Below are 23,164 nucleotides of genomic sequence, written 5' to 3' on the forward strand. Positions count from 1 at the left end.
TAAGGAAGAATTTACGATACAAACGTATTGTCGTGGAGAGAAGGGACGGGGGGACATGCATCCGATAACGACAGACGAAGAGTTCTGGACTGCACCGTGCACGCGCAATCCCGACCGCTGGACCACGATCGCCGACGAGGGCGCCAAGGCGCTGTGTCGCGCCTGCCCGCGACGGTGGCAATGCGCCAAGGAGGCGTGCGTGACCCCGGGCGCGGAGGGGCTGTGGGCCGGTATCGTCCTGCCGCCGGCGGGCCGTAGCCGTCAGTTCGCCCTCAAACAGCTGCGCTCGCTGGCCGAACGCAACGGCGTCGTGGTACGCCGCACCACGACCTGACCCCCGCCTCACCGCAGCGGGGCACCCGAGCAGTCGGGGTCCACCTGCACCGCGTACGACGTGATGGCCGCGATCTTGTCGTCGGCGAACTCGAAGATGTCGCAACCGGCCACCGCCGTCACCCCGTTGGGCCCGGTGTAGCGGGCCATCGTGTCCACGGCCACCACGTCACCCTGCGCCGCGACCACGCAGCGCTGGAGATCGGTCTGCGTCTCGGCCAGGCTCTCCCGCGTCTCCTGGCAGGTGCGCACGACGGCGTCGGCGCCCTCGAGCACCATGTAGCCGACGATCGTCCATCGCACATCCTTGGCCAGATGCGGCAGCGACTCCTCGAAGCGGTGGGTCGAGAACGCCAGCCCCACCTTGCCGCGGTCGAGCGATTCGTCCATGTGGTCCTCCTCGATCACGCGGATGGTGGACACCAAACTAATGCGCGTAAGCAACTTTGGTGGCGGACCCGCATGCGTGTCCCAGGGCAGCATGTTCGGAGCCTGTTCGCCATGACACACTCAGCAGATGGTTCCTCCCATCGCGCGCCCCAAGCTCGAGGGCAATGTCGCCGTCAGCGCTGACCGCCAACTCGGCTTCGCCGAGTTCGGCGATCCACAGGGGCGGGCGATCTTCTGGCTGCACGGCACGCCCGGGGCACGGCGCCAGATCCCGGCCGAGGCCAGGGCCTATGCCGAACTGGAGAAGGTCCGGCTGATCGGCGTGGACCGGCCCGGAATCGGGTCCTCGACACCGCATCAGTACCCGAACGTGCTGGCCTTCGCCGAGGATCTGCGCATCATCGCCGACACCCTGGGGATCGAGAACTTCGCGGTCGTCGGCCTGTCCGGCGGCGGGCCGTACACCCTGGCCGTGGCCGCGGCCATGCCCGAGCGGGTGGTCGCTGCCGGCGTGCTCGGCGGGGTGGCCCCATACGTGGGTCCCGACGGCATCTCCAGCGGACTGATGAATCTCGGATCGACCGTCGCGCCCGTACTGGAGATGGCGGGGGCACCGATCCGGCTGGCCGCCGCCACGCTGATCAAGCTGATCGCCCCGGTCGGCTCCCCCGCACTGGAGGTCTACGCCAGGATCTCCCCCGAGGGCGACCGGCGGCTGCTGGCCCGCCCCGAGTTCAAGGCGATGTTTCTCGACGATCTGCTCAACGGCAGCCGCAAACAGTTGGCGGCACCGTTCTACGACATCGTCGACTTCGTCCGCGACTGGGGTTTCCGCCTCGACGAGGTGAAGGTGCCGGTGCACTGGTGGCACGGCGACAAGGACCACATCGTGCCCTTCGCGCACGGCGCCCACGCGGTGTCCCGGCTGCCGGACGCGCACATGACGGTGCTGCCGGGAGAGAGTCACCTCGGGGGGCTCGGCTGCGCCGAAGAGATCCTCCGTACGATGCTGGATGTCTGGGATCGCGACGGGCGAGGCCCGCGCTGAAAGGAGTTCGGCAGGTGGAACTTTCGGGCACGGGAATCTGGAGCGCCGGTCTGCGCTATGGAGACGCCGGGCGGGCCGCCGAGGCGGCCGCCGAACTGGAGGAGCTCGGCTACCCCGCGTTGTGGATTCCCGACGTGGGCGGACCGGTGATCGACTCGGTCGAGAACCTGTTGACCGCCACCAGCCGGATCACCATCGCCACCGGCATCCTGAACCTCTGGATGCATGACCCGGCCGATGTCGCCGCCGCGCATGCCCGCCTGACGGCCGCGCACGGACGGCGCTTCCTGCTGGGCATCGGCGTCAGCCACGCACCCCTGATCGATTCGAAATCGCCCGGCACCTACCGCAAGCCGCTGGCCGCCACCGCCGCCTTCCTCGACGGTCTGGACGCAGCCGAGCAGCCCGTCGCCGCCGAGGACCGCGTGCTGGCCGCGCTCGGGCCCAAGATGCTGCAGCTGTCCGCCGACCGGTCACGCGGTGCGCATCCGTATCTGGTGACACCCGAGCACACCGCAACCGCGCGCGAGGTGCTGGGCGAAGGGCCGCTGCTGCTGCCCGAGCAGACCGCCGTGCTGACCGACGACGCCGAGCAGGCGCGCACCATCGCCCGCGAATGGGTGCGCAGCTACCTGGCAATGCCCAACTACGCGAACAACCTGCTGCGCTCGGGCTTCACCGAGGACGAGGTGCGCGACGTCAGCGACCGACTGGTCGACGCGATCGTCGTGTGGGGTGATGAGGAAGCCATCCTGGCGCGGGTGAACGAACACAAGTCCGCCGGCGCCGACCATGTCTGTGTGCAGGTGCTCGACGCCGATCCGTCGGCGCTGCCGCTGGAGCAGTGGCGGCGACTGGCGCCCGCGCTGAACTGAGGACGTCACCGGTGGCGAGCCTGGACATCGGCGTCTACGTGCCGCAGATGGCCTTCTCCTATGCGGAGGTGCTGCACCGGGCGGAGCGGTGCGAGGAACTGGGCATCGGATCGCTGTGGCTCTACGACCACCTCTACGGCCCGGGCATGCCGGAGGTCGACTCGCTGGAGGCCTGGACGCTGGCGACCGCGCTGCTGAGCCGGACGCAGCGGCTGCGTGTCGGGCATATGGTGCTGTGCAACCAGTTCCGGCATCCCGTGGTGCTGGCCAAGATGGCGGCCACGCTCGACCAGATCTCGGACGGACGCCTGCAGCTGGGGCTGGGCAGCGGGTCGATCGAGGACGAACACCGGCGCGCCGGCCTGGAATGGGGCAGCTTCGCCGACCGTTCGGCGCGACTGGGTGAGACGCTGGAGATCCTCGCCCAGGCCTTCGACACCGGCACCGTTTCGTTCACCGGTGAGCACTACACCGTGGGGGACATGGCGTTCCGGCCGCTGCCGGTCCAGCGGCCACGACCACCGATCGTGGTCGGCGGCGTCGGTGAGAGATACACGTTGCCGCTCGTCGCCCGCTTCGCCGATGTATGGAACGTACCCACCTACGCACTGGGCGAATTGGCCCACAAGCAGTCGGTGCTGCGCGGACTGTGCGACCAGATCGGCCGCGACCCCGACACGATCGTGATGTCGGTGGAGGCCGTCATGGCACTGGCGCCGGATGAGAAGTCCCTGCCGAGTGTCCGCACCTTCGCCGAGAAGCGGTTCGGCGGGCCGGGTTTCGGTCTACACGAGGGCGGGCTGATCGGAACCGCGCCGATGATCGTCGAGCGCCTGGAGCAGTGGCGGCAGATGGGGTTCGGGCAGGTGGTGTTGTTCACCCACGACCGCGCCTCGGATGAGACGTTGGAGAATCTGGCCGCCGGAGTGATATCCCGGTTCACCGACTAGGAGCGGCGCAGTTCCTGGCGCAGCAGGTGCATGGCGACCGTCGTCGACCGCTCGCGGACATCACTGCGGTTGCCCGGTAGCCGCAGTGTGCGCACCAGGGTGTCGCGACCGGCCACCGCCAGACCGAAACAGACTGTGCCGACCGGCTTTTCTTCCGATCCCCCGCCGGGCCCGGCGATGCCGGTGATCCCCACGGCGGTGTCGGCGCCGAACCGGCGCAACGCCCCTTCCGCCATCGCGCGCGCCACCGGTTCGGAGACCGCGCCGAACTGCTCGATCAGCGCCGCGTCGACCCCGAGCAGTTCGACCTTGGCCTCGTTCGAGTACGACACCACGCCACCGGCCAGATACGCCGATGATCCGGCCCGGTCGGCCAACCGCGCCGCGAGCAGGCCGGCGGTGCAGGATTCGGCGGTCGCGACCGTCCGGCCGGCGAGCAGTGCGGCGACCTGGTCGTCGATCAGCGAGCCGTCCTCGGAGAAGAGTTCGCGCGGATACCGGTCCCGCAGCATGTCGACCAGCGCGGCGTAGCTGTCGGCCGCGGCCGGCTCATAGCGCGTGACGATCTCCAGCTCGCCGCGGCGCAGGCAGGTGGTGATCTCCAGCTGCTGGAAACCGGTCACCCGAATCTCGGCCTCGCGCAGCGCTTCTGCCAGGCCCGACTCCGCCAGACCGAACATCCGCAGCGTCTCCTGGCGGTATACGGTGCGCCCGGCGATCGCCCGCTGCACGCCGGTGGTCGCCACGGCGGCCGTCCACATCGGTTGCAGCTCCCGGGGTGGGCCGGGCAGCACCACGACGGTCGGCAGGTTCTCGGTCGTCACGACGACCCCCGGCGCGGTGCCGACCGGGTCCAGGATCTCCGCACCCGCGGGCACCATCGCCTGTTTACGGTTGGCGGCCAGCACGGCGCCGAAGTCGACATCCGGTCTACCCGCGGTGAGCCTGCGCAAGATGTCGGCGATGCGCTGCTCCAGCTCCGCATCGAGGACGAGCTCGGCACCGCAGAAGTCGGCCACCGTGGCGACGGTCAGATCGTCGGCGGTGGGCCCGAGTCCGCCGCTGGTGATGATGAGGTCGACGCCCTGGCCGGCCAGAAAGCTCAGCTGCGCCGTGAGGTCGGCGGCCCGGTCGCCGCACTGCGTGATGTGCGCCAGTTCGACCCCCAGCTCCAGCAGGCGGTCGGCCAGCCACGGACCGTTGAGATCGCGCACGCGTCCGGTCAGTACCTCTGTCCCGGTCACCACGATGCCGGCGCGCACGCTCATGCCGTGAGCCTATGCAGCGGCGCGGTCAGTGCGACAGCCAGCCCTTCACCGTGGCCAGTTCGCGGGTGTACTGCTCCATGATGTCGTCCACGTAGCGCGAACTGCCCGACAGGGCGTCGCCGGCCCAGATCACCCGGATCCGGGTGGCGCCGCGCAGGTAGATGTCGACGCGGTCGGCCTGCCGCCGGTTCCATCCCTTGTCGGCGGTGAAGTCGGCGAGCGCCTGCCGTTCTGTTTCGTCGGGCGTCGTCTTGTCGGCCACTGTGTCCTCCTGTGCTGGGCTGCCCCCATCCTGCCCTGCCGCCGCACGCGGCCCGGCGACCGGTGCCGCCTAGAACAGATCCTTGTGCGGCACGTCGGTGACCAGGCCGCCGTCGACGACGAACTCGGCGCCGGTCGAGAACGAGGACTCATCGCTGGTCAGGAAGACGATGAAGGTCGCCACCTCTTCCGAGGTTCCCGGCCGGCCCAACGGCGAGGTGACCATGTCGTCGGGGAAGTGCTTGGTCATGGGTGTGCGGATGAAGCCGGGATGCACCGAGTTGATCCGGATGTTGAACTTGCCCAGTTCGATGGCCGCCGATTTCGCCAGCCCGCGGACGGCCCACTTGGAGGCCACGTATGGGTGCACCATGGGGGCACCGCGCAGACCCTCGATCGAGGACACGTTGATGATCGACCCGCCGCCGGCGGCCTTCATCTGCTCGACGACGGCCTGCATGCCCAGGAAGGTGCCGGTCAGATTGACGTCGATCACCTTCTGCCACTTGGCCATATCGAACTGGCCGATCTTGCCCAATGCCACGATGCCGGCGTTGTTCACCAGCGTGGTCAGCTTGCCGTAGGTGTCGACGGCCAGGTTCACCGCGGCCTCCCACTGGTCGGCCTGGGTGACGTCGAGCGCGATGTAGCGCGCCGAGTCACCGATCTCTTCGGCCAGCGCCTGTCCCTTCTCGTCCAGGATGTCGCCGATCACGACCTTGGCGCCCTCGGCCACCAACATCCGGGCGTGCGCCGCGCCCATTCCCTGTGCGCCGCCGCTGATCAGTACCACTTTGTCGTCCACGCGTCCCATGGGCGCACAGGCTACCGCACCCCGATCAGCGACTAGAACCTGTTCCAATTCGAGGTCGCAGCACGCATACTGCCAGCAGACCGAACACCGTGAGGAGACCCGTATGGCCATTCGCGTGGCACTCGTCGGCACCGGAAACTGCGGCCGACTGGCCCTGATCCAGCTCATCGAGGATCCTCGGTTCGAGCTGGTGGCCGTCGGCACCTCGACCGACGCGAAGATCGGTCAGGACGCCGGCGAACTGGCCGGTCTCGGCACCGTCACCGGTGTCGTCGCGACCGCGGGTATGGACGCCGTGCTGGCGAGCAAGCCGGACTGCCTGGTGTACTGCGCGATGGGCGACACCCGGCCGGTGGAGGCCACCCGCGATGTGATGGCGGCCCTGTCGGCGGGCATCGATGTGGTCGGATCGGCGCCCGGCGGGTTGCAGTTCCCCTGGGGAGCGATGCCGCAGAAGGCCATCGACCGCGTCGAAGAGGCTGCGCGCCTCGGCGACTCCAGCGTGTACATCACCGGCGTCGATCCCGGGTTCGCCACCGACCTGGTGCCGTTCGCGATCGCCAGCACCTGCCAGCGCATCGATCAGATCAAGACGATGGAGATCGCCGACTACGCCACCTACGACGGTACGGAGGTGATGTCGATCGTCATGGGCTTCGGCAACCCGATGGATCAGCCGGGCATGCTGTTCCTGCCCGGGATCCTGTCCGCCGCCTGGGGAACCGCCATCCGCATGCTGGCGGCCGGCCTCGGCGTGCAGGTCGACGAGATCACCGAGAGCTACGAGTTGGAGCCCGCGCCGGAGGACATCGAGACCGCCACCGGCGTCATCGCCGAGGGCACCGTGGCGGCCATGCGGTTCGAGATCAACGGCATGGTCGGCGGCCGGCCGGTGATCGTCGTCGAACACATCACCCGGGTGCGCGAGGACCTGCGGCCGGACTGGGCGCAGCCCGCCCAACCCGGGGGCTCGTATCGCGTCGAGATCATCGGCGAGCCCTCCTATGTCGTGGACATCTGCCCCACCAGCGATCGCGGCGACCACAACTACGCGGCGATTCTGGCCGCTGCCGGGCGCATCGTGAACGCCATCCCGGATGTGGTGGCCGCACCGGCGGGCATCCGCACCACCTTGGATCTGCCACTGGGCACCGGTAAGGGATTGGTCTATCGGACCTGATCGCGGTGTCGGCGCACAATGGTGGGGTGACCGACCCGCTAGCCGCCATCGCCGCGAGTCCGCCCGGCCCTCAGATCGCTGCGTTCTTCGACCTCGACGGCACCCTGGTGCGCGGGTTCACCGCGACCGTCCACGCCGGGCACCGGTTTCGCAACCGCCAGTCCGGGTTCGGCGAGCTGACCGGGATCCTGGAGGCCAGCGTCCGCTACAAGATCGGCCGGATGGAATTCGCGCGGCTGCTGCAACGGGCGGCCGGCTACCTCAAGGGTGACTCGCTGGCCGAACTCGAGGCCCTGGGCGAAGCCTTGTTCAACGAACGCATCATCGGCCGGTTGTTTCCGCTGATGACGAAGGTGGTTGCCGCACACCAGGAACACGGGCACACCGTCGCCATGAGCTCGTCGGCGCTGACCATGCACGCGGGGCCGGTGGCGCGCCATCTCGGCATCGAACACATGCTGTGCAACCACTTCGAGGTCGACGACGCCGGACGGCTCACCGGCCAGATCGTCCGCCCGATCATCTGGGGCCGCAACAAGGCTCGCGCGGTGACGGAGTTCAGCGTCGCCAACGACATCGAGCTGGGCCAGAGCTTCTGCTATGCCGACGGGACCGAGGACCTGCCGGTGCTGGGGGCGGTGGGGCATCCGAATGCGGTGAATCCGCGTCCCGGGCTGGCGGCGGCGGCCGCCCGCAACGGCTGGCCGGTGTTGCGGGTCAATTCCGAGGAGGAACGCCGTTGGTGGTCCCGCGGCCAGCGCCTCGGGACTCGATGATGGCGCGCACCGTGCGCCGACACCGTCCACAGTCCGCGCCGGCACCACAGGCCGCGGCCACCTGATTGGTGGTGCACGCGCCCGCGTCGACCGCGTCGAGCACCTGGTGGCTGGTGATGCCCTGGCACAGGCATACGAACATCAGCGTGGCTCGATGGTCATCATCTGCTGGAACTGACCGATGAACACCGGCGGATAGGCACCCACCCCGGCCTCTTCGAGCCATTCGGCGGCGTCATCGGAGTCGTGCAACCAGCGCCGCGCGCTGGCCTCGTCGTCGATCTGCTGCAGGATCAGCACCTCGTGCGGATCGTCGAAGGCCCGGAAGCTCCAGAACCGCTGCACCCCGGAGGCATGGAACGCGCGCGACTCCTCGCGCACCCGCGCGTTCAGGGCGGCGATATCGGCGACCGGGGTGATCATCGAGACCATGACCGGCGGGGCCGGGTGGGTGTCATGGTCGAAGTCGATGCGCTCGATGAGCGCACCGGCGAAGACGGCAGGCAGATCCTGCACACCGACGGCGTCGAACCAGTCGAAGAACACCCGCGACCGCAGCAGGTCCCGTACGGGTTCGTGAGCGCGGATCCCGAGGATCACCAGAACCCGCTCGGAATCCGTCGTCGAGGTGTAGACCAGTACGTGGTGCACTCCCATGTCCGCCAGGGCCTCGGTGCGGCGCTGCAGCAGCGGCCACACCTGGGTGGGATCGGGCACCCGGTAGTCCGACACGAGCACCAGTGAGTTCGCCAGCCAGTCCTTCATCGCGTCGGCTCCCCTGGGGTGATGACGGCTGCTAAAGCCATTTTCCTAAAACGGTAATGACATTCTCGCACGATGACGCTCTTCATGCCGACGAAAGTGGGCATGGCCATTGCGCAGATCAACGGCTGGGATACTAAACTAGAACACGTTTCAGTCTGCGATTCCGGATCGCCCAACCAAGGAGCATGTGTGCACACTCCCCTCTGCGACCAGCTCGGGATCGATCTCCCGATCTTCGCGTTCACCCATTGCCGCGACGTCGTGGTGGCGGTCAGCAAGGCCGGCGGGTTCGGCGTGCTGGGCGCCGTCGGATTCAGCCCGGAACAGCTCGAGATCGAGCTGAACTGGATCGATGAGCACATCGGCGACCACACCTACGGCGTGGACATCGTGATCCCGAACAAGTACGAGGGCATGGATTCCGTCGACATGGACCCCGAGGTCCTGAAAAAGACGCTCAACGACCTCGTCCCGCAGGAACACATCGACTTCGCCAAGAAGTTGCTGGCCGACCACGGTGTGCCGGTCGAGCACAGCGATGACGATGCTTTGCAGCTGCTCGGCTGGACCGAGGCCACCGCCACCCCCCAGGTCGAGATTGCGCTGAAACACCCCAAGATGACGTTGATCGCCAACGCACTGGGCACCCCGCCGAGGGACATGATCGAGCACATCCACGCCGAGGGCCGCAAGGTCGCCGCGCTGTGTGGATCTCCGTCGCAGGCCCGCAAGCACGCCGATGCCGGCGTCGACATCATCATCGCCCAGGGCGGTGAGGCCGGCGGTCACAGCGGTGAGATCGGCTCGATCGTGCTGTGGCCGCAGGTGGTCAAGGAGGTCGCCCCGGTGCCGGTGCTGGCCGCCGGCGGTATCGGCAGCGGCCAGCAGATCGCGGCCGCGCTGGCGTTGGGCGCCCAAGGCGCCTGGACGGGTTCGCAGTGGGTGATGGTCGAGGAATCCGAGCACACCGAGCAGCAGCACGCCGCCTACGCCAAGGCCACCAGCAAGGACACCGTGCGCAGCCGGTCCTTCACCGGCAAGCCCGCGCGCATGCTGCGCAACGAGTGGACCGAGGCGTGGGAGAAGCCGGAGAACCCGAAGCCGCTGGGCATGCCGCTGCAGTACATGGTCTCGGGCATGGCCGTGGCGGCCACGCACAAGTACCCGAACGAGTCCGTCGACGTCGCGTTCAACCCGGTCGGCCAGGTCGTCGGCCAGTTCGCCAAGGTCGAGAAGACCTCGGCCGTCATCGAGCGGTGGGTGCAGGAATACCTGGAGGCCACCAACACCCTCAATGAGCTCAACGAGGCGGCCAGCGTGTAAACGTGGCCGCCAAGTAGCAGACCAGCGAATCCCGCCGGCCTCCGTTCTCCCGGACCGGCGGGATTCGCGTTTTCCCGTGTTGACCGGCCCGCCTGCCCGTTATGTATGCTGCTCTACATAATTTCGGAAGGATGGCCCCTCATGCCGAGCCCCCGCGACCGCATGGTCGCCTCCGCCGCCCTGTTGATCCGCGAGCGCGGAGCGCATTCGACCGCCATCTCCGACGTGCTGGAGCACAGTGGCGCGCCGCGCGGATCGGCCTACCATTACTTCCCCGGCGGACGGACTCAATTACTCTGCGAAGCAGTTGATTTCGCCAGCGATCACATCTCCCGCCAGATATCGCAGGCGTCCGATGCCCTGGCCGCACTCGACATGGTGGCCGATGGTTTTCGTGGCCAGCTGTCGGCGACCGGGTTCCGGGCCGGTTGCCCGGTGGTGGCCGTGGCCGTGGAGGCCGACAACCCTGAGGTGACCGAGCGCGCCGGCGCGGCCTTCACCCGCTGGATCGGCCAGATCGAACAGTTGATGGTCGCGGACGGAGTCGACGCCGAGCGTGCCGCCGAATTGGCCGTGCTGGTCACCGCCTCCATCGAGGGCGCCATCCTGGTGTGCCGCACCACCGGCGCGACCACCGCACTGGATCTCGTCCATCGGCAGCTACGCGCCCTCGTCACTGCCGCAACCGGGGATGGAAAGGCCTGAGATGACCGATACGACCGACTGGCAACCGACCGCGTGCATCCTCTGCGAATGCAACTGCGGAATCGTGTTGCAGGTACAGGACCGCACGATCGCCAAGATCCGCGGCGACAAGGCCCATCCGGCCTCGCAGGGTTACACCTGCAACAAGGCTTTGCGACTGGACCACTATCAGAACAATCGTAACCGGCTGACCTCTCCCCTGCGCCGGCGCGACGACGGCACATACGAGCAGATCGACTGGGAAACCGCTATTTCCGAGATCGCGGCGAAGTTCGCCGGTATCCGCGACGAGTACGGCGGAGACAAGATCTTCTACTACGGCGGCGGGGGGCAGGGCAACCATCTGGGCGGCGCCTACAGCGGGGCATTCCTCAAGGCGATCGGATCGCGGTACCGCTCGAATGCGTTGGCGCAGGAGAAGACCGGGGAGTTCTGGGTCGACGCCCAGCTCTACGGAGGCCACACCCGCGGCGAGTTCGAACACGCCGAGGTGTCGGTGTTCATCGGCAAGAACCCGTGGATGTCGCAGAGCTTCCCGCGGGCGCGGGTGGTGCTCAACGAGATCGCCAAGGACCCGGCGCGCTCGATGATCGTCATCGACCCGGTGGTCACCGACACCGCCGACCTCGCCGACTTCCACCTGCGGGTCAGACCCGGTACCGACGCCTGGTGCCTGGCCGCGCTGGCCGCCGTGCTGGTGCAGGAGAACCTGTGCGACGAGGACTTCCTCGCCACCCACGTCACCGGCGTCGAGGCCGTGCGCGCCGTGCTCGCCGACGTGCCGATCGGCGAGTACGCCCGCAGGTGCGGTGTCGACGAGGCGCTCATCCGGGCGGCGTCCCGCAGGATGGCGGCGGCCCACAGCGTCTCGGTGTTCGAGGATCTGGGCATCCAGCAGGCGCCCAACAGCACGCTGTGCTCATACCTGAACAAGCTGTTGTGGATCCTGACCGGTAATTTCGCCAAACGCGGTGCCCAGCACCTGCACTCGTCGTTCGCACCGTTGTTCAGTGCCAGTGGTGTCGGCCGGACCCCGGTGACGGGAGCCCCGATCATCTCGGGTCTGGTGCCCTCGAACGTGGTGCCCGACGAGATCCTCACCGACCACCCCGACCGGTTACGCGCGATGATCGTCGAGAGCAGCAACCCGGCGCATTCGGTGGCGGACTCGGCGCGGGTCCGCGCTGCGCTGTCGGCGCTTGAGCTGGTGGTGGTCATCGACGTCGCGATGACCGAAACCGCGCGGCTGGCGCACTATGTGTTGCCCGCCGCCAGCCAGTTCGAGAAGCCGGAGGCGACGTTCTTCAATCTGGAATTCCCGCACAACACCTTTCACCTGCGCCATCCCGTGCTCGATCCGCTGCCCGGCACCCTGCCCGAACCGGAGATCTGGGCCCGGCTGGTGCGTGCGCTCGGTGTGGTCGGCGAGCAGGACCTGCATCCGCTGCGGGTGGCGGCGCGTCAGGGGCTGGAGGCCTACACGGCGACGTTCCTGGCGACGGTCGGCTCCAATCCCGCGCTGGGGCGGGTGCTTCCGTTCGTCCTGTACGACACGCTGGGACCGACCCTGCCCGACGGGCTGGCCGGTGCGGCAGCCCTGTGGGGCCTGGCACAGAAGACCGCGATGGCGTATCCGGATGCGGTGCGCCGGGCCGGTTACGCCGATGGCAACGCGCTGTTCCGCGCGATCCTGCAGAGCCGATCCGGAGTCACCTTCACCGAACACCGGTACGCCGATGACTTCGCACTGATCAGCCACGACGACAAGCGGATCGCGCTGGCCATCCCCGAGATGCTGGCAGACACGGCGGCGCTGGCTGCCGCGCCTTCCGCTTTGACCAGTGTGGAGTTCCCGCTCGTGCTGTCGGCCGGCGAACGTCGCGCCTACACCGCCAATGACATCCTGCGTGACCCGTCGTGGCGTAAACGCGACCCCGACGGCGCGTTGCGGATCAGCGTCGCCGATGCCGCATCGGCCGGGGTGGTCGCGGGCGACCGGGTGCGCATCACGACCGCGACCGGGTCGGCGGAGGCCGTCGTGGAGGTCAGCGCGGCCATGCAGGCCGGTCACATCTCACTGCCCAACGGGTTCGGGGTCGACCATGTGGGCGCCGATGGGCGCGCCGTCACCCCGGGTGTCGCGCCCAACGAACTCACCGCCTCGCAGTGGCGCGACGCCTATGCCGGTACCCCGTGGCACAAGCATGTGCCGGCCCGGGTGGAGCGGGTGGCGGTGTCCCAGACCGGCTAAGGCAGCGGCGCGGGGGCCGGCGGTAGCGGCGCGGCCGGTGGCAGCGGGGCCCCCGGCGGTACCGGAGTCGGCGCGGCCGCCGGATTACGCGGGTACTGGATCGGCACGTTCGGCCCCGGCGCCTGGGCCGGCATGGGGGTGTTCATACCGCGCTGCGAGAGGCCGAGGATCAGCGCTTCCTTGCCGCTGATCTCCTGATTCTGCACGGCTTGCCAGAGGTCACGCAGATAGCTCGTGTTGGGCGTCGCGTCGCGGTTGGCCAGGGCGGGGTCCATGGTGGTTCCCACCGGCAGCGCGTCCGGGCTCGGCAGATGCGGGGTGCCGTCCGGGCCGGGCGCTGCCACGACCGCGGGGCCGGCGGCCGGCGCGAGTGCCGCGACGGCGGGGCCGGGTGCGGGCGCGGGTGCGGCGACGACGGCCGGGCCGGGTGCCGGCGCGGCGGGAGCCGGAAGAACCGGTGCAGGGGCCGGGACGACGGGCGCCGGTGGTGCCGGTTCGGCGAGCGCGGTCGCCGGAGTCGCCAGCGCGATGATCGCGCCCGCGGCGCACAAACCCGTCGTGGTCAGAAACCGTCGGACATCGACACTCATCGCGGCTGCCTCTCACTGTTACCCAAGGGACTGTTGGTTCGCAGAAAATGTATCTCCAACTGGGGGGTGCGCGTTACTCGAGCGGAATGAGAACAGGTTCCTCTCAGGACTTTGTACGAGTTTGGGAAAGCTCCTCCGAGCAGGCCCGGGCGTGGTGTAGCAATGCGTTAGGCCACTAGACCACTTCGTCGTGAGGAGTGCCGACGCCATGACCGACACAGCACCAGCGCCCCGACCCAACCTGCCCGCGGGTTTCGATTTCACCGATCCGGACATCTACGCCGAGCGCCTGCCGGTCGAGGAATTCGCCGAGATGCGCCGCGTCGCGCCGATCTGGTGGAACGAGCAGCCCGCGGATGTCGGCGGCTTCGGCGACGGCGGGTACTGGGTGATCACCAAGCACAAGGACGTCAAGGAGGTGTCGCGGCGCAGCGATGTGTTCTCCAGCCTGGAGAAGACCGCGCTGCCCCGCTACGCCGACGGCACTGTCCAAAACCACATCGACACCGGCAAGTTCGTGCTGCTCAACATGGACGCTCCGCACCACACGCATCTGCGCAAGATCATCTCGCGGGCTTTCACCCCGCGGGCGATCGAGCTGCTGCGCGCCGACCTGGCCGACCGCGCCCGCGATATCGCCGAAAAGGCCGCCGCCGAGGGGTCCGGCGACTTCGTCGAGCAGGTTTCGTGTGAGCTGCCGCTGCAGGCGATCGCCGGGTTGATGGGCGTGCCGCAGGAAGACCGGATGAAGCTGTTCCACTGGTCGAATCAGATGGTCGGCGACATGGACCCGGAGTTCGCCGACAACGACGCCATCAGTGCGTCGGTGGAACTGATCGGCTACGGCATGAAACTGGCCGCCGAACGGGCCGACGCGCCCGGCGAGGATCTGGTGACCAAGTTGGTGCAGGCCGATGTGGAGGGCCACAAGCTCTCCGATGACGAGCTGGGGTTCTTCGTCGTACTGCTGGCCGTGGCCGGTAACGAGACGACGCGCAATTCGATCACCCAGGGCATGATGGCGTTCACCGATTTCCCGGATCAATGGGAGCTGTTCAAGCGCGAACGGCCGGCCACCACCGCCGACGAGATCGTCCGCTGGGCCACGCCGGTGACCTCGTTCCAGCGCACCGCCCTGCAGGACACCGAACTGTCCGGTGTCCAGATCAAGAAGGGTCAGCGCGTCGTGATGATGTACCGCGCAGCCAATTTCGACGAGGACGTGTTCGACGACCCGTACACGTTCAACATCCTGCGCGACCCAAATCCGCATGTCGGGTTCGGCGGCACCGGCGCGCACTACTGCATCGGCACCAACCTCGCCCGGATGACGATCGACCTGATGTTCAACGCGATCGCCGATGCGATGCCCGATATCACCTCGCTGGCTCAGCCCGAGCGACTGCGCTCGGGCTGGCTCAACGGCATCAAACACTGGCAGGTCGACTACCTGGGCGCATCGAAACAGAGGGCCGGTCAGTAACTCTCGCGTTGTCGCGATAGTCCAGGATCGAGCGCCAATAGTCCTCGTCGATCTCGCCGTTGCGTCGTAGCACCAACGCGAGGCCGGTGGCCATCGCGATGCCCAGCAGTCCCAGCCACAGACCTGCCAGCGCGATCAGCACCCACAGCACCGTGGTGACCGCCGGCCACGGCGACACCACCGCCAGCACCGGCGCGAAGAAGAATCCGGTACCGATGTACCAGGATGAGCCGGCCCGGTCACAGCGCAACACCAACCGCAACCACCGGGGAATCGTGGGATCCGAGGCGTATGTCGTTGTCATGTCTTCACCGTCCTCGCCACGGGTGCGCAGCTCAATTACCCGCAAGGTAATGGTGTGGCCGCAGGATCTGTCCGAGACTGAGCGGGTGACCGTCGTACAGGTACCGAACCCGCCGTTCGGCTCATTGATGAAGTCGTGGCGGCAGCGCCGACGCCTGAGCCAGCTCGATCTGGCCCTGGAGGCCGACGTGTCCGCGCGTCATGTCAGCTTCATCGAGACCGGGCGGTCGGCGCCCAGCCGCGCCATGGTGCTGCGGCTCGCCCAGGCGCTGGAGGTTCCCGCCCGCGAGCAGAACCAGCTGTTGCTGGCGGCCGGGCTGGCGCCGGCATACTCCGAGCGGAGTCTCGACGATCCGGGGATGTCGGCCGTGCGCACCGGCGTCGGACGCGTGCTGGACGCCTACAACCCGTATCCGTGCCTGGCCGTCGACCGGACCTGGAATGTGTTGCAGGTCAACACCGGTGCCGGAGTACTGATGGATCAGGTGGCGCCGCACCTGCTGGCCGAACCGAATGCACTGCGCATCTCCTTGCACCCCGATGGCCTGGCGCCGCGCATCCGCAATCTCGCGCAGTGGCGCCATCACGTGATCGGGCGGCTGCGCCGCGAAACCGCGCTGAGCGGATCGGAGGAGTCGGCGGCGCTGCTGGCCGAGATCGAGTCCTACCCGGGTGGCCAGGCCGAGACCACCGACCTCGGCGGCGTGGTCGTCCCACTGGAACTCGCCGGCCCCGACGAACAGGTGCTGACCTTCCTGAGCACCGTCACCACGTTCGGCACCGCGCTGGATCTGACGGCGGCCGAGCTCAGCATCGAGGCGTTTCTGCCCGCGGATCAGGCGACGGCCGACGCGCTGCGCTGAACGAACAGCTCCGGTGCCGACTGATGCCCTTGTTGCTCAGGCAACGTCGCGTAGGCCGATCCCTGCCGCGGCGGCCATCGAGGCGTAGCGGTCGGCGTCCGCGGTCAGGTGTGACAGCACATCATCGCCGGGGATCTCCATCGGTGTGAGGCTGTTGAGCTAGTTGAAGCGCTGGTAGGACCCGGTGGCGAAGGTGGCCTTCAGACCAGCGATGAGCGCGCCTTTGACCGCCTCCGACGTGCCCTTGGGCGCCGTGAGGAAGCGGTACTGCGACACCGTGACATCGAACCCGAGCTCGGTGGCCGTGGGCACCTCGGGCAGGTATCTGATCCGTTCCGGGCTGAACACCGCGAGCGGCATCAGCTTTGCCGACCTGATGTTCTCGATCGCCTCTCCGACATGGACGACGGCGACGTCGACATCATCGGCGAGCACTGCCGCGAGGTTGGGCGCTCCGCCGGCGAACGGCACCGGCTCTGCCGTGACGCCGGCCCCCTGCATGAGCAGCGCGCCGGCGAGCTGAGATCCGGTGCCGGCACCGGCCGTGCCGTACCTGACGGTCCGATCGGTGCGTTGGAGTTCGTCGATGGTGCGAAAGCCGTTGGCGGGGTTGGCGACCAGCACATAGTCCTCACTGGAGATGCCGTAGACCACGTCGACATCTGCGATGTGGCTGGCCTGGTCGGGGCCGACCGCCAGTGGTGTGAGGACATACAGCGATGCGTTCTCGATGGCGATCACCGATCCATCCGCCGGGGCGGCAGCCACCTGCGCGGCGGCGACCGCACCGTTGCCGCCCCCGCGATTGGAGACCCGAACCGGGACGTCGAGGTCGGCACTGAGCCCCTTGGCCACGGCGCGGCCGATCACATCGCTCGAGCCACCGACGGTATGGCCGACCAGCAGTTCGACAGTTTCCGCCGGCCACGTGCCCGACGCGTGGACAGAGGCATCGGCCCGGCTGCCATCGCAGGCAGTGAGCACCAATGCGGCGGCGGCCGCCAGTGCGGCCAGGGAACGGGTGGCCGACATCGCCATGAGAACTCTCCCTTGAGTCACCACCGCCGAGGTATTGACGGTTACGTCAGCAACGGTACGTCACCTACAGCAATGAACAAAGCTGTACTATGTGTGGCTTACAGCACGTTGACTCGCATCGCCCTACCGGATCAGCAAACTCGAACCTGTTGCCGACCTCAGCAGCCCACCGGTGTAGCCACTCCCCTGACCTGCGCAGTTGCGAGGCCCGCCGACCATCTCCCGATCCGGCGAAGTCATAAGATCGATCGCCCGCCAGCAGCGCCCGCCGGCTCGCGCGGACATGCTCGCGCATGACGAGTTCTGCGCTGTCACCGTCCTTAGCCAGGATCGGTTCCCGCACGTCATGGTGGTGTTCGCGGTCGGACTGCAGTGACCGCCCAGGCTGGCTCAGCGATGTGTGTACCAGCCGCGTATGCGCTAGTCGGTTCATCTGCGTCCGGTAGTGCGCCTTCAACTCGCTGTTGTCGGCCCCGATGATGAGCAGGTGTGGAACTCCTCGATCAGTTCGGCGTAGCGCGCGACACAGAACGTCCGCCCGCCACACGCCTCTGAGCGACAAGCGTCACGACGTTGCACGCGCTGAATGCGCTCTTCCAGTGACCGGTCCAGAGGATCTGAAAGTAGCTAATTGTGAGAACATCTCGACCGTCGTCGGCAAGCACAAGGGTCAGATCTACGCGTGGGACGTGGTCACCGAGCCGCTGTCGGATCCCTTCCCGCTTGGTCCGATGAATCCCTCGCTGGATAACGGCACTGCGGCTGCTAGATCTTGGTCAGATCACGTCCGCGCGTCTCGGTCAGGCGCGACACCGCCGTGACGGTGACCAATCCGCATCCGGCGGCAAGCAGCACCAGCGGCCCACGCGAGACACTTTGCGCGTGCAAGCTGCTGGCGATCAAAGGGGTGAAGCCCGCGCCGAGCAGAGCTGCCAGCTGATAGCCCATCGAAGCTCCTGTGTACCGAACGCTGGTACCGAACATCTCAGAGAACAGCGCCCCGAGAGGGGCGTACATCATGGACTGGATGATCTGTGCAACCACCATAGCCAGAGTGAGGTACGCCTGAGATCGAAGATCGACCAGTGCATAGAACGGCCAGGCGTAGACCATGATTCCGAAGGCACCGGCGAGCACTACCGGGCGGCGACCGACGAAATCAGACAGGGCAGAGAACAGAGGAATGGTTACCAGTCCGGTCAGCGAGGTGAAGATCAAAGCAGTCATCACGTCGGTGCGGTGGTAGCCGATCGCGGTCGCATAGCTGATCATGTAGGTGCTGATGAGCGCCGTCAGCGCGAACGGACCGATACCAACTGCACAGGCAACTATCAGCGTTCGCGGCATTTTGAGAACCTCAACGAATGGAAGTCGAGGCTGGACGACGCGGGCACGTTCGGACGCGGCTGCGAAGACCGGGCTCTCGGTGATCGAGAGCCGCACATACACTCCGACACCGAGCAATAGCAGACTCAGTAGGAACGGTACGCGCCAACCCCACGACAAGAGGTCGTGTTCGGGTAGCAAGGTGATGACAGTGACCACGCCGACCGACAACAAGGATCCGATCGGCGACCCCATCTGCATCAGGCCGTTCCAGAAACCACGCCTGCCGGCGTCGGCGTGCTCAGTGACCATCAATGTGGCACCGCCCCATTCACCGCCGATCGCAACCCCTTGGACGACTCGCAGCAATATAAGCAGGATTGGTGCCGCTACACCGATGGCGGCATACGTAGGCAGGACACCGATCAGGAAACTCGCCGACCCCATCAGCGCCATCGTCAAGATCAGCATCGACTTCCGGCCCAAACGATCACCGAAGTGACCGAAGAGAATCCCTCCCACCGGGCGCGCAATGTATCCAGCAGCCAATGTGCCGAAAGCTGCGATGGTCGCCACGGCGGGATTCGACTCTGGAAAGAAGACCAGACCAAAGACAAGCGCACTCATCGTTCCGTACACGAGGAAGTCGTAGTACTCGATGGCCGTGCCCAATAGGCTGGAAAGCGCGACGCGACGCAGCAGCGTCGGGTCGGTCGCCGATGTTTGATTCACCGCGCCTCCTGGTGTCGTGACTTTCAGCGACATCGTTAAGCGTGGTGATCCTCTTGAAGCGGTTCTGTCTCGCAGACTGGGACGGAGTCTGTACAACGTCGCACCAGTACCGTGCGAATGCTCCCATCTATCTCGATGGAGAGGGCACGTACCCGTGTTCCGGTGACCGAGAGACCGCCGATCGATCAGAGGCACTCGGGCTTATCGTGTGCTCGCGAGTCCGCGGCGGCATGCCGTCACTTCGGTCGATATCACGACGGCAGCGACGCCGAGTGACGTGTCGGAGCGAGTCATTGTAGGGAGATGCTTTGCTGCGAAGCTTATTTGACGGTCACACGGCAGATCCATCATTCCCGCACGACTGTGCCGGGCCGGCTTACCTGCCGAAGACCGAGCTGCACCGTGGAGGAGACGGTGTCATCACCCGGCAGACTGCCGCTGAAGCGAAGACTCGCCCATCGGCCGATCGCATCCTCGGGGCCGCACTGGAAATGACCGATCAGCGATACGACACCTTTCAGATCCGAGCGGTCGCGCATCGCGCGCATGTGTCGCCCGGAACTCTGTATCGGTACTTTCCCTCCAAGGACGAACTCCTGGTGGCATGCCTCCACCTGTGGCTGACCGAACTGGTTCCCTACGTCCGAGGTGAACTGAATCGAATCAAAGATCCGGTCGAGCGGATCAGGCATACCGTCGCGCGGATCACCCGAGGAATTACCGAAAGACCCTTGCTGGCAGCGGCGTTCGTACGCTCATACCTCATCGCCAACGCTGCCTCATCGGGACCAGACATCGTACGTACCCAATTGTGCTCGCTGTTTGCCCACGCCGCTGGCTGTCATCAGAGCGATCGCAACGATGCGAGTGAATTGTTGACCGACATCTGGTCAGTGAACATGCCGGCCCTGCTACAGGGCAGAATTGGCTTCGCTGACCTCCAATCGAGGATGGACCGCAGTGTCACCGCAGTCGGTCTCGGACTACCAGTATCGACCGCTGAGGTCGAACCCAGCTCGCCAAGCCTCAACGCCAGGACCTGACGCAAATGCGAGATATTCGAGGTCGAGTAGCCGTTATCACCGGTGGAGAGAATGGTATCGGCCTGGTACTTGCCCGCCGGTTCCTCAGCGAAGGCTGAAGGTCGTCATTGCGGACAACGATGTGCATGATCTCGCCACAGAAAAATAGGATCTGGCAGCGGTTGGCGACGTCGAAGCAGTTCACACCGACGTCGCCGACGAGAGGTCCGTGGGGGATCTCGGCGTCCAGTCACTCGAGCGTTTCGGTGCGGTACATGTGCTCTGCAACAACGCAGGTGTCGGCGGAATGCAGCGCTTCGCTACTACGAGCCTCGCAACCTGGCGGTGGACGGTCGGGTGAACCTGTGGGGCGTCGTCAACGGCTGCAACATCTTTCTGCCGATACTTGCTGAACAGCCCGAGGCTTGCATCATCAACACCGCGTCGACGGCCGGATTCCTCACCACTGCTCCCCTCCATCCCTACGCGGCGACCAAGGCTGCGGTGGTCGCCCTTTCCGAGACGATGGCGCACGAGTTCGCCACCGAGTACCCGCACATCGGCGTCGCGGTGCTCTGCCCGGCTTACAACGCCACGGCGATCCGCGATGACGAGCGAAACGCCCCGCCGGACCATACTCCCCGATCGGTGGCGGATCCGCAGTCGGAGGACCTGCGCGGTTCGGTCAACGCCAGCATCGACGAGGGTGTGACCACGGAGTTCGTCGCCGATCTGGTGGCTCGAGCCATGACGGAACGCCGCACGCACATCTTCCCGTCCCCGGAGTGGCTGCAGTTCTGGCGTGACCAGGTGGAACGTGTTGCGGCACAAGTGGCTGCCACACGACTGAACGAGTTCGGCGCGCTCACCCGCGCCGAGCTGAGGTGAGCGCGCCGAAATCGATTAAACGCCGGCTTGCTCGCGTTTGATCTCGAGGGCGATGTCGATGAGTTGGTCTTCCTGGCCGCCGATCAGTTTGCGCTGCCCGGCGCGGTGCAGCAGCTGGTGTGCGGGTACGCCGTAGCGTTCGGATTGGCGGATGGCGTGCTTGAGGAAGCTGGAGTACACCCCGGAGTAGCCCATGATCAGGGCGTTGCGGTCCAGCAGGCACTCGGCCGGCATCGCGGGCGCGACGACCTCTTCGGCGGCATCGGCGATGTCGAAGAAGTCGATACCGGTCTTGACGCCGATCTTGTCGAACACCCCGATCAACGCCTCCACCGGGGCGTTGCCCGCACCGGCACCGAAGCGGCGGCACGACCCGTCGATCTGCTTGGCCCCGGCGCGCACGGCCTCGATCGAGTTTGCGACGCCGAGCCCGAGGTTCTCGTGCCCGTGGAACCCGACCTGGGCGTCATCACCGAGTTCGGCCACCAGTGCGGCCACCCGGTCGGCCACCCCGTCGAGGACCAGCGCGCCGGCCGAATCCACCACGCACACGCACTGACAGCCGGCATCGGCCATGATGCGGGCCTGGGCGGCCAGCTTCTCCGGGGAGATGGTGTGGCTCATCATCAGAAACCCGACGGTCTCCAGGCCGAGTTCGCGGGCCAACCCGAAATGCTGGATCGACACGTCGGCCTCGGTGCAGTGGGTGGCGATCCGGCAGATCTCCCCACCATTGTTCTGCGCCGCCTTGATGTCCTCCTTGGTGCCCACCCCAGGCAGCATCAAAAAGGCGATCTTGGCGTCTTTGGCGGTCTGCGCCGCGAGCTTGATCAGTTCCTGCTCAGGGGTTTTGGAGAACCCGTAGTTGAACGACGACCCACCCAGGCCGTCGCCGTGGGTCACCTCGATGACCGGCACCCCCGCGGTGTCCAACGCGGCCACGATGGAGCGGACCTCATCGGCGGTGAACTGGTGACGCTTGTGATGGGACCCGTCGCGCAGCGACGTATCGGTCATCCGGACATCCCACACCGGGTTGAAGAAAATCTCGCCTGTACTCATGCCTGTGCTCCCGCTCCGACGCGTTCCTTGGCGATCTCCTCGCCGACCTTGGTCGCCGCCGCGGTCATGATGTCCAAATTCCCGGCATACGGCGGCAGATAATCCCCGGCACCCTCCACCTCGACGAACGTGGTCACCACATGCCGACCACCATTGACCACCGACGGCTCATCAAACTGCGGCTCGTTGAGCAGGCGATAACCGGGCACATAGCTCTGCACCTGCGCGACGACCTCCTTGATCGACGCGGTGATCGCGCCGTGATCGGCATCCTCGGGGATCGCGCAGAAAATGGTGTCGCGCATGATCATCGGCGGCTCGGCCGGGTTCAAGATGATGATCGCCTTCCCGCGCGCCGCCCCACCGATATCACGCACACCGGCGCTGGTGGTCTTGGTGAACTCATCGATATTGGCCCGCGTCCCCGGACCCGCCGACGCCGAAGACACCGACGCCACAATCTCGGCATACGGCACATCCACCACACGACTGACCGCATACACCATCGGAATCGTCGCCTGCCCACCGCAGGTCACCATGTTCACGTTCGGCGCATCCAGATGCGCCCGCAGATTCGCCGGCGGGATCACCCCCGGGCCCACCGCGGCCGGGGTCAAATCGATCGCGGTAATCCCGGCCGCCTCGTAGCGCGGCGCGGCATCCCGATGCACATACGCCGAGGTGGCCTCGAACACGATGTCGGGCTTCTCGGCCTGGCCCAACAACCAGTCCACCCCCTCATGGGAGGTCTCCAACCCCAACTTGCGCGCCCGCGCCAACCCCTCCGACGCCGGGTCGATCCCGATCATCCACCGAGGCTCCAACCAGTCCGACCGCAACAACTTGTACAACAGGTCGGTACTGATATTGCCCGACCCCACAATCGCCACCGACAACTTCTCGGCCATAACAGGCTCC

The 23,164-nt window shown here is 66.7% G+C and carries 26 protein-coding genes; 14 read left to right on the forward strand and 12 right to left on the reverse strand.

Features of this window, described 5'->3' with window-relative positions; translation table 11 throughout:
- The first annotated feature begins 55 nt into the window (after nucleotides 1-55).
- Complete coding sequence (locus tag ACWDUN_RS28135) at nucleotides 56-334, forward strand: WhiB family transcriptional regulator (RefSeq protein ID WP_449933924.1); 279 nt, start codon at nucleotides 56-58, stop codon at nucleotides 332-334.
- A gap of 8 nt (nucleotides 335-342) precedes the next feature.
- On the opposite strand, the gene ACWDUN_RS28140 is transcribed toward ACWDUN_RS28135, so the two are convergent.
- Entirely contained in the window at nucleotides 343-723 is a 381-nt protein-coding gene (locus tag ACWDUN_RS28140) for a nuclear transport factor 2 family protein (protein ID WP_449933925.1), read from the reverse strand.
- A gap of 127 nt (nucleotides 724-850) precedes the next feature.
- On the opposite strand from ACWDUN_RS28140, the gene ACWDUN_RS28145 reads away from it, so the two are divergent.
- The 3 genes from ACWDUN_RS28145 to ACWDUN_RS28155 are packed head-to-tail and all read left to right on the forward strand — an operon-like array spanning nucleotide 851 to nucleotide 3,596.
- Entirely contained in the window at nucleotides 851-1,771 is a 921-nt protein-coding gene (locus tag ACWDUN_RS28145) for an alpha/beta fold hydrolase (protein ID WP_449933926.1), read from the forward strand.
- Between the two features lie 14 nt (nucleotides 1,772-1,785).
- Entirely contained in the window at nucleotides 1,786-2,646 is an 861-nt protein-coding gene (locus ACWDUN_RS28150) for an LLM class F420-dependent oxidoreductase (RefSeq protein ID WP_449933928.1), read from the forward strand.
- 47 nt (nucleotides 2,647-2,693) lie between these two features.
- A complete protein-coding gene (locus ACWDUN_RS28155; protein WP_449934026.1) occupies nucleotides 2,694-3,596 on the forward strand; it encodes an LLM class flavin-dependent oxidoreductase in 903 nt (300 codons plus the stop codon).
- On the opposite strand, the gene ACWDUN_RS28160 is transcribed toward ACWDUN_RS28155, so the two are convergent.
- From ACWDUN_RS28160 to ACWDUN_RS28170, 3 genes are all read right to left on the reverse strand, one after another.
- A complete protein-coding gene (locus ACWDUN_RS28160) occupies nucleotides 3,593-4,864 on the reverse strand; it encodes a competence/damage-inducible protein A (RefSeq protein WP_449933930.1) in 1,272 nt (423 codons plus the stop codon). The genes ACWDUN_RS28155 and ACWDUN_RS28160 overlap by 4 nt on opposite strands.
- 25 nt (nucleotides 4,865-4,889) lie before the next feature.
- The gene (locus ACWDUN_RS28165) at nucleotides 4,890-5,126 is read right to left on the reverse strand and encodes a hypothetical protein (RefSeq protein WP_449933932.1); all 237 of its coding nucleotides are present in this window, start codon (nucleotides 5,124-5,126) and stop codon (nucleotides 4,890-4,892) included.
- A gap of 69 nt (nucleotides 5,127-5,195) precedes the next feature.
- A complete protein-coding gene (locus ACWDUN_RS28170; RefSeq protein WP_449933933.1) occupies nucleotides 5,196-5,939 on the reverse strand; it encodes a glucose 1-dehydrogenase in 744 nt (247 codons plus the stop codon).
- A gap of 103 nt (nucleotides 5,940-6,042) precedes the next feature.
- On the opposite strand from ACWDUN_RS28170, the gene ACWDUN_RS28175 reads away from it, so the two are divergent.
- On the forward strand, nucleotides 6,043-7,119 hold the full coding sequence (locus ACWDUN_RS28175) for an NAD(P)H-dependent amine dehydrogenase family protein (protein ID WP_449933935.1): 1,077 nt from the start codon (nucleotides 6,043-6,045) through the stop codon (nucleotides 7,117-7,119).
- Nucleotides 7,120-7,145: 26 nt separating this feature from the next.
- Nucleotides 7,146-7,895 (forward strand): HAD family hydrolase, encoded by a 750-nt coding sequence (locus ACWDUN_RS28180; RefSeq protein ID WP_449933937.1) that lies wholly within the window; start codon nucleotides 7,146-7,148, stop codon nucleotides 7,893-7,895.
- Here ACWDUN_RS28180 and ACWDUN_RS28185 read toward each other — a convergent pair.
- Both ACWDUN_RS28185 and ACWDUN_RS28190 read right to left on the reverse strand, forming a co-directional pair.
- The gene (locus ACWDUN_RS28185; RefSeq protein WP_449933939.1) at nucleotides 7,837-8,037 is read right to left on the reverse strand and encodes a (2Fe-2S)-binding protein; all 201 of its coding nucleotides are present in this window, start codon (nucleotides 8,035-8,037) and stop codon (nucleotides 7,837-7,839) included. The genes ACWDUN_RS28180 and ACWDUN_RS28185 overlap by 59 nt on opposite strands.
- Nucleotides 8,037-8,660: a fatty-acid--CoA ligase gene (locus tag ACWDUN_RS28190; RefSeq protein WP_449933941.1), complete on the reverse strand. Its 624-nt coding sequence runs from the start codon at nucleotides 8,658-8,660 to the stop codon at nucleotides 8,037-8,039. Before ACWDUN_RS28190 ends, ACWDUN_RS28185 begins: the two co-directional genes overlap by 1 nt.
- Nucleotides 8,661-8,849: 189 nt before the next feature.
- On the opposite strand from ACWDUN_RS28190, the gene ACWDUN_RS28195 reads away from it, so the two are divergent.
- From ACWDUN_RS28195 to ACWDUN_RS28205, 3 genes are all read left to right on the forward strand, one after another.
- Nucleotides 8,850-9,983 (forward strand): nitronate monooxygenase, encoded by a 1,134-nt coding sequence (locus ACWDUN_RS28195; RefSeq protein WP_449933942.1) that lies wholly within the window; start codon nucleotides 8,850-8,852, stop codon nucleotides 9,981-9,983.
- A gap of 141 nt (nucleotides 9,984-10,124) precedes the next feature.
- A complete protein-coding gene (locus tag ACWDUN_RS28200) occupies nucleotides 10,125-10,688 on the forward strand; it encodes a TetR/AcrR family transcriptional regulator (RefSeq protein ID WP_449933944.1) in 564 nt (187 codons plus the stop codon).
- A gap of 1 nt (nucleotide 10,689) precedes the next feature.
- Nucleotides 10,690-12,939 (forward strand): molybdopterin-dependent oxidoreductase, encoded by a 2,250-nt coding sequence (locus ACWDUN_RS28205; protein WP_449933946.1) that lies wholly within the window; start codon nucleotides 10,690-10,692, stop codon nucleotides 12,937-12,939.
- On the opposite strand, the gene ACWDUN_RS28210 is transcribed toward ACWDUN_RS28205, so the two are convergent.
- Nucleotides 12,936-13,529 carry a hypothetical protein gene (locus ACWDUN_RS28210; RefSeq protein WP_449933948.1) on the reverse strand — a complete coding sequence of 198 codons (594 nt, stop codon included), beginning with the start codon at nucleotides 13,527-13,529 and terminating at the stop codon, nucleotides 12,936-12,938. The genes ACWDUN_RS28205 and ACWDUN_RS28210 overlap by 4 nt on opposite strands.
- A 208-nt stretch (nucleotides 13,530-13,737) precedes the next feature.
- On the opposite strand from ACWDUN_RS28210, the gene ACWDUN_RS28215 reads away from it, so the two are divergent.
- On the forward strand, nucleotides 13,738-15,012 hold the full coding sequence (locus ACWDUN_RS28215) for a cytochrome P450 (protein ID WP_449933950.1): 1,275 nt from the start codon (nucleotides 13,738-13,740) through the stop codon (nucleotides 15,010-15,012).
- Here ACWDUN_RS28215 and ACWDUN_RS28220 read toward each other — a convergent pair.
- Entirely contained in the window at nucleotides 14,957-15,316 is a 360-nt protein-coding gene (locus ACWDUN_RS28220; RefSeq protein WP_449933952.1) for a hypothetical protein, read from the reverse strand. The genes ACWDUN_RS28215 and ACWDUN_RS28220 overlap by 56 nt on opposite strands.
- Nucleotides 15,317-15,443: 127 nt before the next feature.
- Between ACWDUN_RS28220 and ACWDUN_RS28225 the strand changes: the two genes are divergently transcribed.
- Nucleotides 15,444-16,178, forward strand: coding sequence for an MmyB family transcriptional regulator (locus ACWDUN_RS28225; protein WP_449934028.1), 735 nt, complete (start codon nucleotides 15,444-15,446; stop codon nucleotides 16,176-16,178).
- 159 nt (nucleotides 16,179-16,337) lie between these two features.
- Here ACWDUN_RS28225 and ACWDUN_RS28230 read toward each other — a convergent pair whose 3' ends face one another.
- Both ACWDUN_RS28230 and ACWDUN_RS28235 read right to left on the reverse strand, forming a co-directional pair.
- Nucleotides 16,338-17,216 (reverse strand): tripartite tricarboxylate transporter substrate-binding protein, encoded by an 879-nt coding sequence (locus tag ACWDUN_RS28230; protein ID WP_449933954.1) that lies wholly within the window; start codon nucleotides 17,214-17,216, stop codon nucleotides 16,338-16,340.
- Nucleotides 17,217-17,981: 765 nt separating this feature from the next.
- The gene (locus ACWDUN_RS28235) at nucleotides 17,982-19,307 is read right to left on the reverse strand and encodes an MFS transporter (RefSeq protein WP_449933956.1); all 1,326 of its coding nucleotides are present in this window, start codon (nucleotides 19,305-19,307) and stop codon (nucleotides 17,982-17,984) included.
- Nucleotides 19,308-19,582: 275 nt separating this feature from the next.
- On the opposite strand from ACWDUN_RS28235, the gene ACWDUN_RS28240 reads away from it, so the two are divergent.
- The 3 genes from ACWDUN_RS28240 (at nucleotide 19,583) to ACWDUN_RS28250 (ending at nucleotide 21,184) form a co-directional block, all read left to right on the forward strand.
- On the forward strand, nucleotides 19,583-20,317 hold the full coding sequence (locus ACWDUN_RS28240; RefSeq protein WP_449933957.1) for a TetR/AcrR family transcriptional regulator: 735 nt from the start codon (nucleotides 19,583-19,585) through the stop codon (nucleotides 20,315-20,317).
- Between the two features lie 208 nt (nucleotides 20,318-20,525).
- Entirely contained in the window at nucleotides 20,526-20,657 is a 132-nt protein-coding gene (locus ACWDUN_RS28245; RefSeq protein ID WP_449933958.1) for a hypothetical protein, read from the forward strand.
- Nucleotides 20,654-21,184, forward strand: a complete 531-nt coding sequence (locus tag ACWDUN_RS28250) for an SDR family NAD(P)-dependent oxidoreductase (protein ID WP_449933960.1) — start codon at nucleotides 20,654-20,656, stop codon at nucleotides 21,182-21,184. Before ACWDUN_RS28245 ends, ACWDUN_RS28250 begins: the two co-directional genes overlap by 4 nt.
- Nucleotides 21,185-21,199: 15 nt before the next feature.
- Here ACWDUN_RS28250 and dmpG read toward each other — a convergent pair whose 3' ends face one another.
- The gene (dmpG, locus tag ACWDUN_RS28255) at nucleotides 21,200-22,246 is read right to left on the reverse strand and encodes a 4-hydroxy-2-oxovalerate aldolase (RefSeq protein ID WP_449933962.1); all 1,047 of its coding nucleotides are present in this window, start codon (nucleotides 22,244-22,246) and stop codon (nucleotides 21,200-21,202) included.
- Complete coding sequence (locus ACWDUN_RS28260) at nucleotides 22,243-23,154, reverse strand: acetaldehyde dehydrogenase (acetylating) (protein WP_449933963.1); 912 nt, start codon at nucleotides 23,152-23,154, stop codon at nucleotides 22,243-22,245. The genes dmpG and ACWDUN_RS28260 overlap by 4 nt, the downstream gene beginning before the upstream one ends.
- Nucleotides 23,155-23,164: the final 10 nt, after the last annotated feature.

The sequence above is a fragment of the Mycobacterium sp. NPDC003323 genome (assembly GCF_053589535.1).